General features: G+C 63.5%; 7 protein-coding genes. 3 read left to right on the top strand and 4 right to left on the bottom strand.

Annotated elements, in window-relative coordinates:
* Positions 1–19 precede the first annotated feature (19 nt).
* From pabB to ACW9H9_RS00025, 3 genes are all read left to right on the top strand, one after another.
* Entirely contained in the window at positions 20–1,489 is a 1,470-nt protein-coding gene (gene pabB / locus ACW9H9_RS00035) for an aminodeoxychorismate synthase component I (RefSeq protein ID WP_457370517.1), read from the top strand.
* Positions 1,490–1,525: 36 nt separating this feature from the next.
* A complete protein-coding gene (locus tag ACW9H9_RS00030) occupies positions 1,526–16,774 on the top strand; it encodes an amino acid adenylation domain-containing protein (protein WP_457341088.1) in 15,249 nt (5,082 codons plus the stop codon).
* 155 nt (positions 16,775–16,929) lie between these two features.
* Positions 16,930–18,594, top strand: a complete 1,665-nt coding sequence (locus ACW9H9_RS00025) for a ShET2/EspL2 family type III secretion system effector toxin (RefSeq protein WP_457341089.1) — start codon at positions 16,930–16,932, stop codon at positions 18,592–18,594.
* A gap of 28 nt (positions 18,595–18,622) precedes the next feature.
* Here ACW9H9_RS00025 and ACW9H9_RS00020 read toward each other — a convergent pair whose 3' ends face one another.
* From ACW9H9_RS00020 to ACW9H9_RS00005, 4 genes are all read right to left on the bottom strand, one after another.
* The gene (locus tag ACW9H9_RS00020) at positions 18,623–19,132 is read right to left on the bottom strand and encodes a flavin reductase family protein (protein WP_457341090.1); all 510 of its coding nucleotides are present in this window, start codon (positions 19,130–19,132) and stop codon (positions 18,623–18,625) included.
* 116 nt (positions 19,133–19,248) lie between these two features.
* Entirely contained in the window at positions 19,249–20,283 is a 1,035-nt protein-coding gene (locus ACW9H9_RS00015; protein WP_457341091.1) for a methionine synthase, read from the bottom strand.
* Between the two features lie 27 nt (positions 20,284–20,310).
* Positions 20,311–21,294 carry a DUF1852 domain-containing protein gene (locus tag ACW9H9_RS00010; protein ID WP_457341092.1) on the bottom strand — a complete coding sequence of 328 codons (984 nt, stop codon included), beginning with the start codon at positions 21,292–21,294 and terminating at the stop codon, positions 20,311–20,313.
* Between the two features lie 388 nt (positions 21,295–21,682).
* On the bottom strand, positions 21,683–21,982 hold the full coding sequence (locus ACW9H9_RS00005) for a tail fiber domain-containing protein (RefSeq protein WP_457341097.1): 300 nt from the start codon (positions 21,980–21,982) through the stop codon (positions 21,683–21,685).
* Positions 21,983–22,184: the final 202 nt, after the last annotated feature.

Below are 22,184 nucleotides of genomic sequence, written 5' to 3'. Positions count from 1 at the left end.
AATTAACTAAGGACACCCCATGACAATGGCGAAGGTGCAATGTAGAGCCGTGCCCGTTTGTGCGGATGCGGTGGAATTATTCGAACGTTTGTTTCACGCACAAACGCGTAAGTTCTTATTGGAAAGTGGTCGGGTTATTTCCGGGTTTTCGCGCTTTTCATTTATGGGCGATGACCGTGGGCCGCAGGCAGAAAGTATCACTTATAACGCCAACCTGCGGCAGGCGACTATTAGCGAGGCTGAAACCGTACAGGTGGTTGAAACCGGCAACTTTTTTGATTTTTTGCAACAACGGTTGCAAGCACGGACCGTCGAATGCCCGCCGGAATTACCGTTCGATTTCAACCTGGGGTATGTCGGGGTGCTCGGTTATGAGCTCAAGAGCCAGACCCTGGGCAACGCCGCTTACCGCTCACCGGCTCACGATGCGGCGTTTATCTTCGCCACGCGCCTGATTGTGCTCGATCACCAGGAACACCAGACCTGGCTGCTGCACCTGGCCCGCACTCCGGACGAAACCGAGCAGGCCAACCAGTGGTTCGACGAAACCCAGGCGCTGCTGACCGACCTGGCCACGCAAGCGCCCCCGGCGCCTACCGTGCCCAACACGCGTATGCCTCTGGACGATGTGCAGCAATGGATCGCCCGGCATGCCCGCCTGCGGCATGAGCGCCAGGCCTACCTCGACAAGATCGACGAATGCCTGACTGAGATTGCTCACGGCGAAAGTTACGAGATTTGCCTGACCAACCTGATCGAATTCCCGTTCAAGCACCGCCCGTTCGACCTCTACCGGCAGTTGCGCACCTTGTCGCCTGCACCCCACGCGGGGTATTTCCAGGTCGATGACTTCCACCTGGTCAGCGCCTCCCCCGAGCGTTTCCTGAGCATCGACCGTCACGGCAACGCCGAAGCAAAACCGATCAAGGGCACCCGCCCGCGAGGCAGCGATGCGGGCGACGACGCCTGGCAGATCGAGGATTTGCGCAGCAGTGAAAAGGACCGCGCCGAAAACCTGATGATCGTTGACCTGCTGCGCAACGACCTGGGGCAAGTCTGCACCTTGGGTTCGGTGCATGTGCCGCGGCTGTTCGACGTAGAAACCTACTCCCATGTGCACCAGTTGGTGTCCACCATTCGCGGCACGCTCAAGCCCGGCGTGTCGGCGGTGCAGTGCATCAAGGCGGCGTTTCCCGGTGGCTCCATGACCGGCGCGCCGAAAAAACGCACGCTGGACATCATCGACCGGCTGGAGCAGGGCCCACGGGGCATTTACTCCGGCGCTTTGGGCTGGTTCAGCCTGGGCGGCGCCTGCGACTTGAGCATCGTGATTCGTTCGGTGCTGATCAGCCAAGGCCGGGCACAGGTTGGCGTGGGCGGGGCGATCACGGCCTTGTCCGACCCCCAGGAAGAGTTCAACGAAACCCTGGTCAAGGCGCGCAACGTCGTCGAGGCCGTGGAGCGCCTGCGCACAAACCCGGCCCTTTGACCCGGCCTGCTTGCCCCCCTCATTCAGACACAGACCATGCCCGGTGATGCGCCGGGCTTTCGCCACAGCGCCCACGTGCGCCTGTCGCCCAGGAGAATTCGTGTGAAGCCGTCCGCCGAGCTGTACCCCCTGACCCGCGCCCAACGCCAGATCTGGTTTGATCAGGCCCTGCATGAAGGCTCGCCCCTGTACAAGATCGGTGGCCATGTGCGTATCGACGGCCCCGTTGACCCGCAGCGTTTTGAACAGGCGGTGAACCAGCTGGTGCAGCACCATGACGCGCTACGCATCCAGCTGGATGCGGCCCGCGACGAGGAGGGCGTGCCGTTGCAGCGCATTGTGGCGTCGCTGCCGGTGCGTGTGCCGATGCATGACTTTTCTGCCCAGGACGACGCCGAGGCTGCAGCCCAGGCCTTGCTGGCACGACGCCTGGAAACGCCCTTTGCGTTGATCGATGCACCGTTGTTTCGGTTCGAGTTGCTCAAGGTGCGCGACGACCGCTTCTATTTCACCCTCAACTTTCACCATTTGATCGCCGATGGCTGGTCGATCGGCCTGCTGGTGGAGTCGTTGTCCACGCTGTACAGCGACGCAGGCACGCCCGAGGCCGCCGCGCCCACCTATCAGGCGTACATCGAAGAAGACCTGGCCTGGCAGCAATCCCCGCAACACCCGCGCAACCTGGCGTATTGGGTCGACAAGTACCGCGACGTGCCGCCGCCGCTTTTGCACGCCCGCTATGCGGGGCAGCACACCCAGGGCCCGGTGCCCAGCGGGCATGACTGCGTGCGCCTGTCGCGAGGCTTTTTCGAGCGCGTCGTGGCCCTGGCCAGCCGCTGCGAGGCGACGCCTTATCACGTGATGCTCGGGCTGTTTTACACCTACTTTTCGCGCACCCAGCACTGCGCTGAACTGGCCGTTGGCGTGCCCACGCTCAACCGCGGCAACGCCCGCCTGAAAGCCACCGCCGGGTTGTTCATCGGCATCAGCCCGGTGCGGCTGCAATATGACCCGGCGCTGGCCTTCAGCGCGCTGGTCAAGTCCCTGGGACAAACGCTCAAGCAGGATTACCGCTTCCAGCGCTTTGCCCTCAGTGACCTGAACCGTCACCTGGAACTGTGGCGCTCGCAACGGGCGCAGGTGTTCGACCTCACCGTGTCCTATGAGCGCGACGACCATGATTTGCGCTTCGATGACGCACCGGCGCAGGTGATCATGGGCACCAACGGGTATGAGCAGGAACCGTTGACGGTGCATATCCGCGAGAACAAATACGACGACAACGTCTGGATTCATTTCTTCTACAGCCAGGCGTGCTTCAACGCCCAGGACATCACCCAGCTGGGCGAACGCGTGCAGCATTTGCTCGCGCAAGTGTTGGAAGCCGCCGAGACGCCGGTGGCTGAATTGAACCTGCTGACCGACGACGATGCGCGCCACCTGGCCCGCTGGAATGACACCCGGGTCACGCAGCCCGCCATGGCCCTGGTGCACCGCCAATTTGAAGCCCAAGCAGCATGCGCGCCCCAGGCCATTGCCCTGGAGCTGCACGGGCAAAGCCTCACCTACGCACAACTGAATGCCCGCGCCAACCAAGTGGCGCACCGTTTGCTGGCGCTGGGCGTGGCGCCGGACCAGTGCGTGGCGATTTGCGTCGAGCGCAGCCTGGAAGGCATCGTGGGGTTGCTGGGCATTCTCAAGGCGGGTGCGGCGTATGTGCCGCTAGACCCGGCCTACCCGGTGGAACGCTTGCAACTGATCCTCGCCGACGTTACGCCCAAGGCCTTGCTGGTGCATGCGGCCACCGCCTCGTTGCTGGCTGACAGCCCGGTGCCCGTGCTGGACCTGGACGCGCTCGGTGCGCCCGACACGGCGTTGCCTAACCCCGAACCGGCCGGGCTGGACGCCAGCAAGCTGGCCTACGTGATTTACACCTCCGGCTCCACCGGCCAGCCCAAAGGGGTGATGGTGGAGCACGGCTCGCTGCTCAACCATCTCCAGTGGCAGACCGACACCTTTGGCCTGGGGGACGACGATGCCTTTTTGCAACGCACCTCGATGGCCTTTGATGCGTCGGTGTGGGAAATCTGGACCCCGCTGGCCCTCGGCGCACGCCTGGTGCTGCTGCCGGATGAGGCGGCGAGGGACATCGAGCAAATCGTCGAAACCATCCAGCGGCACCGCGTCAGCGTGGCGCAATTCGTGCCCAGCCTGCTGCGCCTGGTGGTGGACCACCCGGGGCCGCCGATTGCCTGCCGCTACCTGTTCAGCGGCGGCGAACCTCTGGATGCGCAACTGGCCCGGCAGGCCAGCGCACTGACCCGCCAGGGCCTGGTCAACCTGTATGGGCCCACCGAAGCCACCATCGACTCCACGGCGTGGCGCTATACGCCGCAACCCGAGGGCGTGCCGCTGCCCATTGGCCAGCCGATCGCCAACACCCGCGTGTACGTGCTGGATGCACGCCTGCAATCGGTGCCCGTTGGCGTCACCGGCGAGTTGTACATCGCGGGGGCGGCCGTGGCCCGGGGTTACCTGAACCGGCCGCAACTGACCGCCGAGCGCTTCTTGCAGGACCCGTTCAGCGACGAACCCGGTGCGCGCCTGTACCGCACGGGGGACCTCGGCTGCTGGCGCGCCGACGGCCAGTTGGCGTTCCTGGGCCGCGTCGATGAGCAAGTGAAGATCCGTGGATTGCGCATTGAGCCCGGGGAAATCGAAGCCACCTTGGCGCACGTCGAGGGGGTACAGAAGCTGGCGGTGCTGGCCCGCGAGGTCCGTCCCGGCGATGTGCAACTGGTGGCGTACTACGTCGCAGCCAAGTCCATGGATGAAGCCTTGCGCCTGCGAGCCAGGGCCGCCTTGCCCGCGCACATGGTGCCGTCGGCCTTTGTGCACCTGCCAGGCCTGCCGCTGACCGTCAACGGCAAGCTGGACCGCAAAGCCTTGCCCGCACCTAACTTCGAGGCCCGCGCAGCCGCCGCGTATGAGGCGCCGCACAGCCCACAGGAGAAACTCCTGGCCCCGCTCTGGCAGCAGATTCTCGGGGTGGAGCGGGTAGGGCGGCACGCGAACTTTTTCGAGCTGGGCGGGCATTCGCTGTCTGCCGTGCGGCTGATCGAAAGCCTGCGCCAGCGCGGCCTCAAGGCCGAGGCCCGAGCGTTGTTCGGCGCGCCGACACTGGCCGAATTCGCCCGGCAACTTACCCAGCAGGAGCGGGTAGAGGTGCCGGCCAATCGTATCGGCGCCGGGTGCACGCGGCTCACGCCCGACCTGCTGCCCCTGGTCGACCTCAGCCAGGCGCAGCTCGACGGGCTGGTGGCTGGCCTGCCAGGCGGCGCCGCCAATGTGCAAGACATCTACCCACTGGCGCCGTTGCAGGAAGGCATCCTTTACCATCACCTGGCAGCCAGCGACACCGACCCCTACCGGCTGATGGGGCTATTCGCGCTGGACACCCGCGCGCGGCTCGACCGCTTTATTCACGCCTTGCAGGCAGTGATCGCCCGGCATGACATCTTGCGCACCGCCCTGGTGTGGGAGGGGCTGGACAGCCCGGTGCAAGTGGTACTGCGCGAGGTGTCGCTGCCCGTGCAATGGTTGACGCTCGACGCCCACGAGGGCGCCATCGCCGATCAACTGCTGCAACGCTGCGACGCCCGGCACATGCGCCTGGACCTGCGCCAGGCGCCCTTGCTGCACCTGGTGTGCACGTTTGACGCGGCCAACGAGCGCTGGCTGGCCCTGCTGGTGGTGCACCACATCGCCCTGGACAACGTGGCGCTCAAACTGCTCAGGCACGAAGTGCAGGCGTACCTGCTGGACGACCAACCTTCGCTGCCGGCACCCGCGCCTTATCGCAACTATGTGGCCCAGAGCCGCGACCCCGCGGCCGTGGCGGCCCATGAGGCGTATTTTCGCGAGCGGTTGCACGACATCGAATCGCCAAGCCTGCCGTACGGGGTGGCGCACATCGCCGACGACGTGAACGAGGTCATCGAGCCGGTGCCTGCGGCCGTGGCGCAACGCCTGCGCCAACAGGCGCGTCAGGCGGGCATCAGCGTCGCCAGTGTGTTTCACCTGGCCTGGGGGCGGGTGTTGGCGCTGCTGTGCGGGCAGCAGGAGGTGGTGTTTGGCAGCGTCTTGCTGGGGCGCATGCAGGGGCATGACAGCCGCGAACAGGCGCTGGGGCTGTTCATCAATACCTTGCCGTTGCGCCTGAGCCTGGGCGAGCAGCGGGTGGACGACAACCTGCGCGACACCGCCCGGCGCCTGGCGAGCCTGCTGGGGCATGAGCAGGCGTCCTTGGCGCTGGCGCAGCGTTGCAGCGGCGTTGCAGCGTCCACGCCACTGTTCAGCGCCTTGCTCAATTACCGCCACAACGACGAACACACGCAGCACGACTGGCAGGGCGTCGAACTGCTGAGCCTGGAGGAGCGCACCCACTACCCGCTGACGCTGTCGGTGGACGATTGGGGCCATGGTTTCGGCCTGACCGTGCAAGCCGCCAGCCCGCTTGACGCAGGCTTTATCTGCGCCAGCTTGCAAACTGTGCTGGCGGGCCTGGCCTACGCACTGGAACAGGCGCCGCACACCCCGGTGCACGACCTGCCAGCCTTGCCAGCCACCGAACGCCAGCGCGTGCTGTATGACTTCAACGCCACCGACACCCCATACCCTCAGGGCCTGACGCTGCACGGGCTGTTTGAAGCCCAGGCCCGCGCCACGCCCGAAACCGTCGCATTGGTGTTCGAGGCGCAGCGCTTGACCTACGCCGCCCTGAACCGGCAGGCCAACCACCTGGCCCACCGGCTGATCGCCCATGGCGTGAAGCCCGGTGACCGGGTTGCGATCTGTGTGGAGCGCAGCCTGGAGATGGTCGTGGGGTTGTTTGCCATCCTCAAGGCAGGCGGCGCCTATGTGCCGCTGGACCCCGGGTATCCGCTGGAGCGCCTCACCTACATGCTGGCCGACAGCGCCCCGGCGGCGCTGCTGGTGCACGGGCAAACCCGCGCCCTGTTGCAGGCTGGCAGCACGGCCTGCATTGATCTGGATGAGTGCGCGACCACCCTGGACGGCCCGGCCCATGACCCGGCGCTGGCCGTGGACGAGCGGCAGTTGGCCTATGTCATTTACACCTCAGGCTCCACCGGCCAGCCCAAAGGCGTGATGAACGAGCACCACGGCGTGGTCAACCGCCTGCTGTGGATGCAGCAAGCCCTGTGCCTGACGCCACAGGACCGCGTGTTGCAAAAGACCCCGTTCAGCTTTGACGTGTCGGTGTGGGAGTTCTTCTGGCCGCTGATGACCGGCGCCCGTTTGGTCATCGCCCGCCCGGACGGGCACCGCGACCCCGACTACCTGAGCCGGTTGATCGCACAGCAGGGCATCACCACGCTGCACTTTGTGCCCTCGATGCTGCAAGTCTTCCTGGAACTGGCAGAAGCGGCCGAGTGCCAGGGGTTGACCCGCGTGATCTGCAGCGGCGAGGCCTTGCCACTGAGCACGCTGCGCCGTGCGCTCACGCTGCTGCCGCAGGCGGCGTTGCATAACTTGTACGGGCCTACCGAGGCGGCGGTGGATGTGACCGCCTGGCAATGCAGCGCCGAAGATGCGTTGTCCTTGATTGGGCGCCCCATCGCCAACACGCGCATTTACATCCTCGACGCCCGGGGCCAGCCGGTGCCGGTGGGCATTGCTGGTGAGTTGCACATTGCCGGGGTGCAAGTGGCCCGGGGTTACCTGAACCGCCCCGACCTGACCGCCGAGCGGTTCGTGCACGACCCGTTCCACCCGACAGCGCAGGCGCGGATGTACAAGACCGGCGACCTGGCCCGCTGGCTGCCCAATGGCGCCATCGAGTACCTGGGGCGCAACGACGACCAGGTGAAAATCCGTGGCCTGCGCATCGAGCCGGGTGAGATCGAAGCGGTGTTGGCGCAGCTGGCCGGTGTGCAGGAAGTGGCCGTATTGGCGCGGGAGAATGGCGTGTCCGGCAAGCGCCTGGTGGCGTATTACACCGGCGATGTCATCGCCCGCGACCACCTGCGTGAACACGCAAGCAGGCAACTGGCGCCGCACATGGTGCCGTCGGCGTTTGTGCATGTACCGGCCTGGCCGTTGACCCCCAATGGCAAGCTCAACCGCAAGGCCTTGCCTGAGCCTGAGGGCGATGCTGCCGGGCGCAGCGCCTACGAAGGCCCGGTGGGTGACGTCGAGGCACTGCTGGCGCAGATCTGGTCGCAGTTGCTGGGGGTTGAGCGGGTGAGTCGCCACGACCAGTTTTATGAACTGGGCGGCCATTCGTTGTTGGCCGTGAGCCTGGTGGAGCACCTGCGCCGCGCCGGTCTGTTCATCGAGATCAGCGCGCTGCTGGCGGCGCCGACGCTGGCGGACCTGGCCAGCCAAGTGAGCCGCGAGCGTCAGGCATCAACCCTTGTGGCCAATGCCATCGAGCCGGGGGCCACCCATATCACCCCGGCCATGTTGACGCTGGTGGACCTGACTCAAGCGCAGATCGACAAGGTCTTGGCGCAAGTCCCGGGCGGCGCCGCCAATGTGCAGGACATCTACCCGCTGGCACCGTTGCAAGAAGGCATTCTTTACCACCACCTGACGGCCAGCGACGCTGACCCCTACGAGTTGCAGTCACTCTTTGCCTTCGAAAGCCAAGCAGTGCTCGACGCGGTGATCGACGCGTTGCAGCAGGTTATCGACCGTCACGATGCATTACGCACCGCCGTGCACTGGCAAGGCCTGGACACCCCCGTGCAAGTGGTGTGGCGGCATGCCCCGCTGGAGCCGGAACAGTTTGTGTGCGACCCCGAATTGGGCGATGTGGCGGGGCAGATGCAACGCTGGTTCGATACGCGCCAGCGCGGCATGAACCTCAACCGCGCACCGTTGCTGGAATGGTTTTACGCCAAAGACGAAGCCAACCAGCGCTGGGTGGGGATGCTGCGCTTCCACCACATCGCCCTGGACCATGTGGCCCTGGCGTTCGTGCAGCAGGAAGTGCAGGCCATTTTGCAGGGGCGCGGCGCGCAACTGGCGGCCAGCGTGCCGTATCGCAACTACGTGATACAGGCCCGCTCGGGCACCGCGGCCGGGCAGCATGAAGCCTGGTTTGGCGAGCAATTGCAGGACATCGACGAGCCGACCCTGCCGTACGGCATCGCGGGCATACAGGCCGATGCGGGCCCCGTGCAGGAGGCCGCCGCCGAGGTGCCAGCGGCGTTGACCACCCGGCTGCGCAGCCAGGCCCGGCAGTTGGGGGTGAGTGCGGCCAGCCTGTATCACCTGGCCTGGGCACGGGTGCTGGCGGTGTTGGCGGGGCGTGAGTCAGTGGTGTTTGGCACCGTGCTGCTGGGCCGTTTGCAGGGCGGTGCGGGCGCGGACCGGGCGTTGGGGCTGTTTATCAATACCTTGCCGGTGCGCCTCGACGTCAACACGACCGATGTGCAAACCGGTGTGCAGCAGACCGCGCGCACCCTGGCGGCATTGCTGGCCCATGAGCACGCCTCGCTGGCCCTGGCCCAGCGTTGCAGCGGGGTGGCGGCGCCGACACCGTTGTTCAGCGCGCTGCTCAACTATCGCCACAGTGAAGGTCAGGACACCCTGGCGGTGGGCCAAGACGTGTGGCCGGGGGCGCGCCTGTTGGCCGCCCATGAACGCACCCACTACCCGTTGGTGCTGTGTGTGGATGACCGCGGCAATCAGTTTGACCTGGTGGTTCAGGCCGCCGCCGGGATCGACCCACGGCAAGTGCGCGACGGCATGCTCACCGCGCTGGCAGCGCTGGTGGACGCGCTGGAGCAGGCCCCGCAAACGCCGTTGAACACCTTGCCCGTGCTGCCCGCCGCCGAACGCTTGCAGGTGCTGCAAGGGTTCAACTCCGGGCGAGTGGAGCACAACGTGCCCGACACCCTGCACCGCGTGTTCGAAGCGCAGGCCGCACGCACTCCGCAAGCACTGGCCCTGACGTGCGAAGGCCAATCGTTGACCTACCGCGAACTCGACACCCGCGCCAACCGCCTGGCCCATCGTCTTATCGCCCATGGGGTGAAACCCGATGACCGCGTGGCTATTTGCGTGGAGCCGGGGCTTGAGATGCTGGTGGGGGTGTTGGGGATTCTCAAAGCGGGCGCAGGCTACGTGCCGCTGGACCCGAACTACCCGCTGGAGCGGCTGAGCTGGGTGCTGGAAGACAGCCAACCGGCAGTGGTGCTGTTGAGCGCGGACACCCTCGCTCTGTTGGGGCCGCTGCCTGTCGTGCAGGTGTGCATCACCGACATCCTCGATGACGGGCCAGCCCACACGCCGCAAGTGCCGGGCCTTGGTGCCGAGCACTTGGCCTACGTGATCTACACCTCGGGCTCCACCGGCCAGCCCAAGGGCGTGATGATCGAGCACCGCCAGGTTACCCGGCTGTTCCAGGCAACAGCCGGCCAGTTTGGTTTTGGCGAGGCGGATGTGTGGGCGCTGTTCCATTCGTTTGCCTTCGATTTTTCGGTGTGGGAGATCTGGGGCGCGCTGCTGCACGGCGGCCGCCTGCTGGTGGTGCCGCACCTCACCCGGCGCTCGCCGCAGGCCTGTTATGCGCTGCTCTGCGACGAGGATGTGACGGTGCTTAACCAGACGCCCAGCGCGTTTGGGCAACTGATCACGGCCCAGGGCGAAACGCCGCGTGGGCATGCTTTGCGCCACGTGATTTTCGGCGGTGAGGCGCTGGACGTGGCCAGCCTGAAACCCTGGTACGCCCGCCCGCAGAATGCGCACACCCAATTGGTGAACATGTATGGCATCACCGAAACCACCGTGCACGTGACCTACCGCGCCCTGACTCCCGCCGACACCGCCCACAACGGCAGCCCCATCGGCGCGCCCCTCGACGACTTGCGCCTGTACCTGCTCGACCCCCAGCGCCAACCCGTGCCGGTGGGTGTGGTGGGTGAGCTGTACGTGGCCGGTGCCGGTGTGGCGCGGGGTTACCTGAACCGCCCGGCGCTAACCGCCGAGCGCTTTGTGCACGACCCGTTCAGCGACACCCCGTCGCGCATGTACAAGAGCGGCGATTTGGGGCGCTGGCTGCCCAATGGTGAAGTCGAGTACCTGGGCCGCAACGACGCCCAGGTGAAAATCCGCGGCTTTCGCATCGAACTGGGGGAAATCGAGGCTGCGCTTTCGGCAGTGCCTGGCGTTGCCCATGTGCGGGTCATCGCCCGCCAGGACCTGGCGAACGACCAACGCCTGGTGGCCTATTACACCGGCAGCCCGTCGCTGAATCTGGCCTTGCACGAGCAGGCCAGCCTGCTGTTGCCTGCGCACATGGTGCCGTCGGCGTTTGTGCACCTGGCGCACCTGCCGCTGACCGTCAACGGCAAACTGGACCACAAAGCCTTGCCCGCCCCGGGGCTCGACGCGTTGGTGCGCGCGCAATTCGAGGCGCCGCAGGGCGACATCGAAACCACCCTGGCGCGCATCTGGAGTGCCTTGCTGGCCGTGGACCCGGTCAGCCGTCACGACAACTTCTTTGAACTGGGCGGGCATTCACTGCTGGCCGTGAGCCTGGTGGAACGCCTGCGCCAGGCGGGCCTGTCGGTGGACATTCGCACCTTGTTTGGCGCGCCCACGCTCGCCGAGTTGGCCAGCCATGTCCACACCCAACCCCAAGAGCAGGCAGTGCCGCCCAACCGAATTGCGGCGCAGTGCCAACGGTTGACACCTGACATGCTCACGCTGATCAGCCTCGACCAACCGGCGCTGGACCACATCGCCCGGCAGGTGAGCGGCGGCGCCGCGAATATCCAGGACATCTACCCGTTGGCGCCGTTGCAGGAAGGCATCCTGTTTCATCACCTGATGGAACAGACGCACGACCCGTACCTGCTCAACGGCACGCTGGGGTTCAAGACGCGCGAAGCGTTGCAAGGCTTCGTCGCGGCCCTGCAACAGGTCATCGACCGGCACGACATCTTGCGCACCGGCTTTGTGTGGGACGGCCTGGAGCAGGCCGTGCAAGTGGTGCACCGACAGGCGCCGCTGGTGCTGGACGAGACTGGCGAACAACCGCTACGGCTGGACATCAGCCAGGCACCGCTGCTGCGCTGCGCCGTCGCCGAAGACCCGGCCGCCGGGCGCTGGTTGTTGCACATCGTCTTTCACCACCTGGTGCTGGACCACACCAGCCTGGATCGGGTGCTGGAAGAAGCCCTGGCCTTTGCGCGGGGCGACGGTGCCCAGCTACCGGCCCCGGCGCCGTTTCGCAATTTCATCGCGCAAAACCGCCTGACGGTCAGTACCCAGGCCCATGAGGCGTTTTTCAAGCAGATGCTCGGCGCGGTCGACACCCCCACGGCACCCTTCGGTGTGCTGGACGTCACCGGCGATGGCCGCGACGTGGTCGAAGTCCAGCGCCCCGTACCTGACGCACTGTCCCACAGCCTGCGCCAACAGGCACGACGGCTGGGCGTGAGCGCGGCGAGTGTGATGCACTTGGCGTGGGCGTTGGTGCTGGCAAAAACCACCGGCCAGGCGCGGGTAGTGTTCGGCACCGTGCTGTTCGGTCGTTTGCAGGGCGGGGCGGCCGCTGACCGCGTGCTGGGCCTGTTCATCAACACCTTGCCGCTGTGCGTGGACCTGGGTGGGCATGATGCCAACACCAGCCTGCGCCAGACCCATGACGGGCTCATCCGCCTGCTGGCCCACGAGCATGCGCCGCTGTCACTGGCCCAGCGCTGCAGCGCAGTGCCGGCGCCCAACCCGCTGTTTACCGCACTGCTCAATTACCGCTACAGCGCACAGGCGCCGCAAAGCCACGAGCCCTCTGCATTGGCCGATGGCATTGAGCAACTCGGCGGCCGGGAGCGCACCAACTACCCGTTGGTGATGGCAGTGGACGACCTGGGCGAGGCGTTCAGCCTGACCTTGCAAGCCGTGCCTGGCATAGATGCCGAGCGGGTCTGCGCCGACATGCTCGATGCGCTGGCGCACTTGAATACCGCCCTGGGCAGCGGGCTGCCCACCCCGGTGGCGCACTTTTGCGGGGTGGTAGTTCAGGCACGCCCCACGCCGTTGCCAGCAGCACCCGCTGCACCGGCCGGTTACGCCGCGCCGCAAGGCGAAGTGGAACAGCAATTGGCACGCATCTGGGCCACGCTGCTGGGTGTGGAGCGGGTAGGGCGCGAAGACAATTTCTTCGAGCGCGGCGGTGACTCGCTGCTGGCCATGCGGGTGGCCGGTGCCGTACGCCAGGCCTTTGGCGACCGGGGCAGCCTGCGGGCCCTGTTCGACAGCCGTAGCCTGAAAGATTTTGCCGCACGGGTGGTCGTCACCCAAGCCTTGAACCACCTCGCCATTACGCCGCAACCCCGGCACGCGCCGTTGCCGCTGTCGTTTGTGCAGGAGCGTTTGTGGCTGATTCAAACCCGCGATGGCGGGCGGGCGTACAACTGGCATGGCGCACTGGAGCTGCAAGGCGAGCTGTCGTTGCCCGCCTTGCACGCCGCGTTCGCGGCGTTGCAGGCGCGACATGAACCCTTGCGCACGCGGTTCAAGGCCGAGGGGGGCGACGGGGTGCCGTTGCAGTGGATCGACGCCCCCACGGCGATCGCGTTGCCGGTGCGCGAGATCAGCGCGCACGAACTGCCAGCGGCGTTGCGTCACCATGGGCGCACGGAGTTCAATCTGGACCAAGGCGCGCTGATTCAAGTGCAAGTGATGCGCCTGGCGCCAACGCGCCATGTGCTGTCGATGGTGATTCACCATATCGTGTCTGACGGCTGGTCCACCGCCGTGCTGGTGGGCGACCTGCGGGCGCTGTACCTCGCGCAACTGAGCGGCCAGGACGCCGCACTGGCGCCACTGGCCATCCAGCAGGCCGACTATGCCTACTGGCAACGCCACCAGGACCTGAGCGCGCAACGCGAGTACTGGCGCGCCACGCTGGCCGATGCCCCCGAACCTGTCGACCTGTGCGTGCCGGGCACGCCGACCGCCGTCGCACCAGGGCCGGTGAGGGTGTGCCGACGCCGGGTAGACGCCCACCTGGCTGCGCGGCTCGCGCAGTTCAGCCAACAGCGCAATACCAGCCTGTTCACCTTGTTACTGGCCGGTTGGGCGGTGGTGGCCTGGCGTCAGAGCGGGCGTGACGACCTGCTGATCGGCACCACCGTGGCCGGGCGTGACGACCCGCTGCTGGACCCGTTGATTGGCTTTTTCGTCAATATCCTGCCCCTGCGCTTGCGCGTTGACAGCGAGCTGACCCTCGCACAACTGCTGACGCATACCCATACAACAGTGGTGCACGCCCTGGAGCATCAGGCGTTGCCCTTTGAGCAGATGCTGGCGGCCGCCCCGCACCTGCGCCAACCCGCGGGCCGTTCGCCGTTGCCGGTGATGCTGCGCCATCAAAACTTCCCCGGCGTTGACAGCCAGCCCTGGGGCGACACCTTGAGCGTCCACGAATGGCCGCTGGCGGCCGACCGCACTGCCCACGCCGACCTGGACCTCGAGGTGTTCGGTGACGCACGCGCGCTGGAATTGGTCGCCAGTTTCGACACGCTGCGCTTTGGCGCAGCGCAGGTGGAACTGATGCTGTCGGTCTGGCTGGACACCCTGGCGCGCATGGTCGAGGCCCCGCAACACACGCTGACCGGCCTCTTGGCCTTGACCGCTGACGAACACGCACTGATCGCGGCCAGCAACGCCACCGCACAGGCCTTTGAGCCGACCTCCGTGAACGCGTTGTTCGCTCGCGAAGTGGCGCAACACCCCGAGGCACTGGCTTGCCTCGATGACGCAGGTGAGTACAGCTATGCCTGGCTTGCCCGGCGCAGCCGCGCCATTGCCGCCACCCTGCAGCGCCGGGGCGTGGGGCAGGGCGCTTGCATCGCCTTGTACCAGCCACGCTCCGCCGATTACCTGGCCAGCGTGCTGGCGGTGTTCACGCTCGGGGCGCACTACGTGCCGGTAGACCCAGGTTACCCGGCAGCCTACGTACAAAGGATTATCAGTGCCGCGCAGCCGGTGTGGGTGCTGACCACCTCACGCCTGGCGCCAAGCCTCACGGGGGCGCCGCTGTTGCAATTGGACCTGGAGGTGGACCCGCAGGCGAGTACACCTGTGGCCGAACACCTCACCTGCGCCGACGATGTGGCGTACATCGCCTATACCTCAGGCTCCACTGGCGAACCCAAGGGCGTGGTGGTGGAACACCGGCAAGTGCTCAACGGGTTGCAGGCGCTGTGGGCGCGTATGCCGTTTGCGGCGCACGAGGTCGTCGCGCAAAAGACCTCCATGTCGTTTGTACCCTCGGTCAAGGAATTGCTCGGCGGGCTGTTGGTGGGTGTGCCACAAGTGATCCTGGCCGATGCCACCGTCAAGGACGTCGTGGCGTTCGCTACCGCGCTGCACGAGCACCGCGTGACACGCTTGAACCTGGTGCCCTCGCACCTGGACGCGTTGCTTGACCAGGCCGCACATCTTGGCCACTTGCGCCACGTCGTGACCGCTGGCGAACCCCTGAGCCATCAGTTGCAGCAACGCTTCGCCGCGCTGCTGCCGCAGGCGCGCCTGCACAATAACTACGGCTGCACCGAGCTCAACGACATCACCTACAGCGAAGGCGCCGAAGAGTACACCGGCGCGATGATGCCGGCCGGTCGGCCTATCGCCAACGTGCGTGTGCATGTACTGGACGCGCACTTGCGCCCGGTGCCGGTGGGCGCACCGGGGCGATTGTTTGTCGAAGGCGCAGGCGTGGGCCCGGGCTACTGGAACCAGCCGTCGTTGAGCGCAGAGCGGTTTGTGCAACTGCCCTCGGGCGAGCGCGCGCTGCACACTGGCGACCTCGGCCAGTGGCTGGCCGACGGGCAACTGCTGCACCTGGGCCGCGAAGACTTCCAGATCAAAGTGCGTGGCCAGCGCGTGGAACTGCCCGCAGTGGAGCTGGCACTGGCGAGCTACCCCGGCCTGCACAGCGTGGCGGCCGTGGCACGCCAGGATCAATTGATCGCGTTTTACGTGGCCGACACGGCGGTGGACCACAACGGGCTGCATGACTGGCTGTCACAGCGCCTGCCGGACGCCATGGTGCCCAGCCGGTTCATCCCGCTGCCCGCCTTGCCGCGCCTGCCCAACGGCAAACTCGACCGGTTGACGCTCGGCACGATGAGCGTACCCGCCAGGGCACAACGGCCCGACGAAGACGACGCGCCACAAGGCCCGCTCGAATCCACATTGACCACCCTGTGGGCGCAGGTGCTGGAGCTTGAGCGGGTAGGCCGCCACGACAACTTCTTCGCCCTGGGCGGCCATTCGTTGATGGCCTCGCAACTGGTGGTACGCATCCGTGAAGCGCTGCGGGTGGAGCTGTCGGTGCGCGACATCTTCGACACCCGCAGCGTCGCCCGGCTGGCCCGCCTGCTGGACGCGCAAGCCCCGACGACCGCCGACGAGCCGCCCCTGCTGGAGTTCAACCCACAGGGCACACAGCGGCCATTGTTCCTGACCCACACCTTGCAAGGCTATTCGTGGTACTTCGAACACCTCGCCGCGCACATCGACCCCGACGTGCCGGTATACGGCCTGCCGCCGCTGCCGCTGGACGCGCCCCAGCACGACAACCTGAAGGACATCGCCGCACGCTTCATCGGCCTCATCCGCAGCGTGCAACCCCACGGCCCTTATCGCCTGGCGGGCTGGTCCTTTGGCGGGCTGAGCGCCTATGAAATCGCCACACAACTGCAGGAACAAGGGCAGGCCGTGGAGTTCCTGGGCCTGTTCGATACCACCTTGCCGCCCCAACACACCCCAAGCAGCGCCCACCACGCCAGCCTGGTGACCCTGCACGCGTTTGTGACCAACAACTTCGTCGACCACGCCCCCGGCCTGATCAACATCACCGCGCAGCACAGCGTAGAAGCGGTGGTGGAAGACATCGTCAACGCCCTGCACAGCTATCGCCAGGCCGGCCGCACCTTGTGGCACCTGGCACATGCCACGCCGCAACAAGACCGCCTGTTCCTGCAACGTCTGCTGGCCCATGCCCGTGCGATGCACAGCTGGCGGCCACGGCCACTGGCAGGGCGCATGCACTTGTTCGTGGCCAGTGACACCACCCTCACACCCAAGGAGGGGCATGACGCGTTGCCGCTGTATTTGGGGTGGGAACACGTGCTGGCCCCGGCGCAGCGGGTGAGGGTGGAGGTGCCGGGGGACCATGAAACGATGGTCAAGGTGCATGCGCAGACGCTGGGAGCGGTGATTGGGGAGGTGTTGGGGTGAGGTAAGGCGGATAAGACGGGACCTGCGACGTCCGCAGGCCATGTCTTTGCTGGTCTGCACAGTGTCGCCGGTCGGTTTTCATCGCCCTATGGGAACCTGCACCGGGCTGTTCGACACTCACAGTACTTGGCTTAATTTGCAGGCTTGCAGCCCCTATGACCCTCATCCGATCTGTACCGGTTTCAAGCGAAATGCCTGGCAACGTTGCGGTGCATGCCGCTCCCGCTCAAGGTGGACCTGCCACGCAACCCCGTGAGCGTTCGGTTGCCCCGCAACAGGCGCCGGTCGCGCAAAGCAGCTTGGCCGACCGCGCGCTTGTGGCATCGCGTACACACTTGGGCTGCGCCACGTTGTCCCGCGTGGCAGAGTCGTCGCGCCCAGGTGCGTTGCCCCTGCAGGATCAGTCAGGCGCCGTTTCAGCCCGGCGCAAGAAGGACTCTGTGTACCTGTCGCAGAAGCGGCCCAATCACAACCTGAACATGAACGTGGTGTTGCCGCGCAGTGAAATCGACGCTGCGGGTAGCACCGAGGTGGCGTGCCGACACTTGGCGTTTGAATATTTCAATAGCCCGAACAAGGCGCGTTTTCTCAACACCGTAAAAGATGAAGCGTCCATCAAGGCGCATTTTTCCGGTGGCACGTTGCGTTCGGCCCATCAGGGGGTGATGGCCCTAAAAAGCGCCGCGAACCTGGAAAACACCTGCGTGGTTTCGGTGGATATGTTGTCCGTGCAGGTCATGCACCTGGCTCACACCCTGACCCAACGACAGCAAACGAGTGCCGATTTTCTGCTCACCACCACTGACCATGCGATGGCGCTGCACATGCAGATCAAGGAGCAGGGCAGGGTATGCGTCAGCCTCTACGACCCGAATAACACCACCAATCACTTCAGGGTCGAAGCGGCAAATTATCGGGATCTTGACGCGCTGGAAACCATCGAAAAGCCCCTGCAGCATTTTCGCCAGGATGGCTATCACGCGTTCACGCTGTATGGCAAAGACAACTTCTTCACGCCGAGCGAAGCACTGCGAAACCGATTGGGCAGCGATCAGTCCACACCCGATCAGATCACCACGGCGTTCGTCGGTCTTGCCCTGGACCGCAACGATCCCCAATTGCTGGAGCAATTGCTCGGCGCAGTGGCAAGCGAATATCCCAAGGGCGGACCGGCCCTGAAGGCCGTGCTTGAGGCGTCTGATCACGGGTTTCCGGGCATGTTTACGGCGCTGCAAAACGGTCATGCACAGACCGTGTCCACCTGGATGAAGGGTGTCAGGCACTTCGCAGAGAAAGGGTTGCTGACGCCCGACGACGTGTTTGACCTGTTCAAATCCCAAGCGCGCAGCGGTAACGCCAGCACCGATGGACTGGCCCCGGCCATGGATAAAGGGCACACGGCGACGATTTCGGCGTTTCTGGAGCAGGTGACGGAGGCGGCAGCGAGCGGCTTGTTGACCCGGCCACAGGTCAAAGAGCTGTTTACGGCGCCTGACATCGCCAATGTCCCGGCGACCCACGAGCTATGGCGGCACGCGGACCTGCCCTCGATGGCGGTGGTGGTGGAGCAACTGCGTCGCTGCCATCAGCACCAGACGCTGTCTGGCAAGGATATCCATGAGTTGTTGATGGCCACGACACCGGGCATGGAAAAGGTCGCCGCGGGCGGTGCATCCGGACAAATGAAAGCGTTCGAGCACGCCTTTCAGCCGCTGGTGAATGCCAAGGTTTTACAGAAAAAACAGGTGAAGGCGCTTCTGGTTGCCCACGGCTTTGTCGATAAATCATTCAAGGCGACGTTGGCCAGGGCGTTCAGTTGAGGTCGAAGCGGGTAGAGCACGTCATCGCTCAAACCGCACGGTGTGCCGCGAGGTTGCAGTATTGCCCTTTGAAATACAGCAACGGCTGCGCGGCGACGGTTTCTTGCAGGTTCAACGCTTTCACTTCACCAATCACGATCACGTGATCACCGGCGGCGTGTTCTGCGTGAATGTCGCAATCAAGCCAGTGCAGGCTGCCGGCGATAATCGGGTTACCCAGCGGCGACGCTTGCCATTCGACGCCGTGCCACTTGTCTGTACCCCGGCGCGCGAATTGGTTGGAAATGCTCACCTGTTCACCTGACAGGATATTGACCGCGAATCGACCCGCCTGACGAATCCTGGGGTAGCTGGCCGAATTGGACATGACGCTGAATGACACCAGTGGCGGGCTCATCGACACGCTGTAGAACGACTGACACGTAAAGCCAATCGGCTCGCCCTCTATGTGGGAGGTGATCACCGTGATACCGGACGCGTAGTGCCCGAGCGCTTCGCGAAAACGCAGTGGCTCGATAGCCGTGCTGGAAAGTGACATAAAGAAGTCCTGAATAAGGGGTGCCGCTTCACAGTGCCAAGGAAAGCCGAAAGCTGCCCACTGTCGGGGGCAGACTTCAACCTTGGCACTTGTGTGCACCGCGTCTGACTTTAAACTCAGCGCGAGTTCAACAGTTCTTTTCGAACGATCTCTGCGCCAGCGCTCAACGCATTGAGCTTGCCTCTTGCTACGGAACGAGAGAGGGGCGCCATGCCGCAGTTCGTGCACGGGTAAAGCTTGTCGGCATCAACAAACTGGAGGGCTTTTCGCAAGGTATTGGCGACTTCCTCGGGTGTTTCAATGGTGTTGGACGCCACATCAATGGCCCCGACCATGACTTTTTTGCCGCGGATAAGCTCAATCAGATCCATAGGCACATGAGAGTTGTGACATTCCAGCGAGATGATATCGATACTGGACTTTTGCAGCTTGGGGAACGCCTCTTCATATTGGCGCCATTCTGAGCCCAATGTCTTTTTCCAATCGGTATTGGCCTTGATGCCATAGCCATAGCAAATATGGACTGCCGTTTCGCATTTAAGCCCTTCAATGGCCCGTTCTAGCGTGGCCACGCCCCAGTCATTCACCTCATCAAAGAACACGTTAAAGGCGGGCTCATCGAACTGGATGATGTCTACACCGGCCGCTTCCAATTCTCGGGCTTCCTGATTGAGAATCTTGGCGAATTCCCAGGCCAGTTTTTCGCGGCTTTTATAGTGGTTGTCGTACAGCGTATCAATCATCGTCATGGGGCCTGGCAGGGCCCATTTGATGGGTTGCTGGGTTTGCTGACGCAAAAACTTGGCATCTTCGACAAACACGGGCTTTTGGCGAGCCACCGCGCCAACGACTGTCGGCACGCTGGCATCATAGCGATCACGAATTCGAACGGTTTCACGCTTCTCAAAATCAACACCGCTGAGGTGTTCGATAAACGTGGTGACGAAGTGTTGGCGCGTTTGTTCGCCGTCACTGACGATATCAATCCCGGCGTGTTGCTGTTCCTGCAACGCCAGGCGCAACGCATCTTGCTTGCCCTCGGCCAAGCCTTCGTCTTGCAACTTCCAAGGTGACCACAGTGTCTCGGGTTGTGCCAGCCAAGATGGTTTAGGCAAGCTGCCCGCAGTGGAAGTGGGTAATAACTTTTTCATGAAAAATGACCTTGTCTATTAAATGAATCAAAGCGCGTGTTGGGCGGACCACTGTTCAAGCACCGCCTGGTAAGGCTTCATGAAGTGCTCTTCGACAAACCGTCCTTGCTCAACGGCCAGCCGACTGCGTTCTTCTCGGTCGTAAACAATTCGCGTCAATGAATAGTCCTGATGACTCAGGCTTGGCTGATAGGATTTGCCCGCCGCAGAGTTGGCGTTGTAAATCTCGGGGCGGTAAATCTTTTGGAAGGTGTCCATCGTGCTGATGGTGCTGATGAGCTCAAGATTGGTGTAATCGCCCAACAAATCCCCGGCAAAATAAAAGGCCAACGGCGCGACGCTGTTTGAAGGCATGAAATAACGAACCTTCAACCCCATTTTTTTGAAATAGTCATCCGTCAACGAGTATTCATCCTGCTGGTACTCAACGCCCAATACCGGATGCTGGTTTTCGGTGCGGTGATACGTCTTGCTGCTCGACACGCTTAAGCAGATGACCGGCTGCTTGTTGAAGTGCTCTTTGTAAGCGCTGGACGTCACAAAGGCTTTATACAGTTTGCCGTGCAGGTCCCCAAAGTTGTCGGGGGTGCTGAATCCGGACTGACCTTTGTTGTGGCCCAACAACAGCACACTAAAGTCATAGTCACGCACGTAAGAGGAGAAATTATTGCCGACAATGCCTTCAATACGCTCGTCGGTTTTTCGATCGACAATATTCGTTTTCAAAATTTCAATCAGGGGCAGGGCGTTGCGGCTGCCTGGCGTATCAATGTTCATCTCGACAGAGATGATCTCAAGCTCGACCGTGTAACGATCACCCTTGGGGTTATCCCAATGCGCCAAGGCATTAAAACGGTTGTCGATCATGCTTAGCGTATTGCGCAAATTCTCCTGACGGCTTGCGCCGCGGGCCAAGTTCGCAAAGTTGGTGGTAATGCGCGTATTGTCGGAGGGGTGGTAATGCTCGTCGAAACAAATGCTTTTAAGGGTGAACGTGAAAGATGGGCTCATGGTTCTGGCGTCCTAAATCCTGAGAGGACAGTCTTTATACTGTCTGCAATTAACAGGCATTCTAGGCCGCACCCTTGGGCGAGAGAAAATGAATTGATTTCACTAAAACGTTAGTCGTCCTCATGATGGGGCAACGGTCCATTTTCGCTGGACTCATCCCCGTTTCAGACGCTGGGAAAACGCTTGGACACGCTGCGAATGGGGGGGGAGTTACGCGCCGCGCTTGTTTGCTCGATCGAACCTGGGGAGGGCTTTAAAACGGCAGGGCGGGCCATAACGCCCTTGATACAGCGTGCATCGCTCAAATACCAGTACATCGTGATGCGTGCCCGGCAAATGACGACTTGCCGCCGCCAAGCGGCAAGTTGATCGGAGCATCCTTGGGTGTTTAGTGAGCCGCTTTTTGGGCTTCCAACACCTTGATGCGTGCATTCAACTCACGCACGGATTCAATCAGCGGCGCTACCAGTTTGTCGTAATCGACTTGCAGGTATTTTTTGTCATTACGCACTAATTGCGGGTAAACCTTCTGCACGTCTTGCGCAATAACGCCAATGTCCTTGCGGCCACCTTCTTTCCATTCAAACGACACACCTTGAATTTTGAGCAATTGATCAGTGGCGTTTTCGAGTGGATGAACATGGGTTTTTAATTCGGCATCACTCCAAGGGCAGCAAACGCCACCAATTCCTCCAGGCGGCCATTCGCTGGCGGTGGCTGCACCGCTGACGCTTAGTGATCGTGTCCCTGGAAGTGGTGTAACTGAACCAACCGAAGGCGCCCTGTAGGCGAAAGAGGTTGGTCATCGTGGTTCTTGGCTAACGTTGAGTTTGCAAAGACCAAACACTCACCAGAGAAACCACGATGACCAAGCCCACTATCGCATTGAC

This window comes from Pseudomonas sp. SDO5215_S409 (genome assembly GCF_054071325.1).
The sequence above is the reverse complement of the archived record's forward strand: the minus strand, read 5'-3'. Positions and strand labels throughout refer to the sequence as shown.

Coding starts and splice junctions, on each gene's coding strand:
- pabB (WP_457370517.1), top strand. CDS start 20: ATGACAATGGCGAAGGTGCAATGTAGAGCCGTGCCCGTTTGTGCGGAT.
- ACW9H9_RS00030 (WP_457341088.1), top strand. CDS start 1,526: ATGCCCGGTGATGCGCCGGGCTTTCGCCACAGCGCCCACGTGCGCCTG.
- ACW9H9_RS00025 (WP_457341089.1), top strand. CDS start 16,930: ATGACCCTCATCCGATCTGTACCGGTTTCAAGCGAAATGCCTGGCAAC.
- ACW9H9_RS00020 (WP_457341090.1), bottom strand. CDS start 19,132: ATGTCACTTTCCAGCACGGCTATCGAGCCACTGCGTTTTCGCGAAGCG.
- ACW9H9_RS00015 (WP_457341091.1), bottom strand. CDS start 20,283: ATGAAAAAGTTATTACCCACTTCCACTGCGGGCAGCTTGCCTAAACCA.
- ACW9H9_RS00010 (WP_457341092.1), bottom strand. CDS start 21,294: ATGAGCCCATCTTTCACGTTCACCCTTAAAAGCATTTGTTTCGACGAG.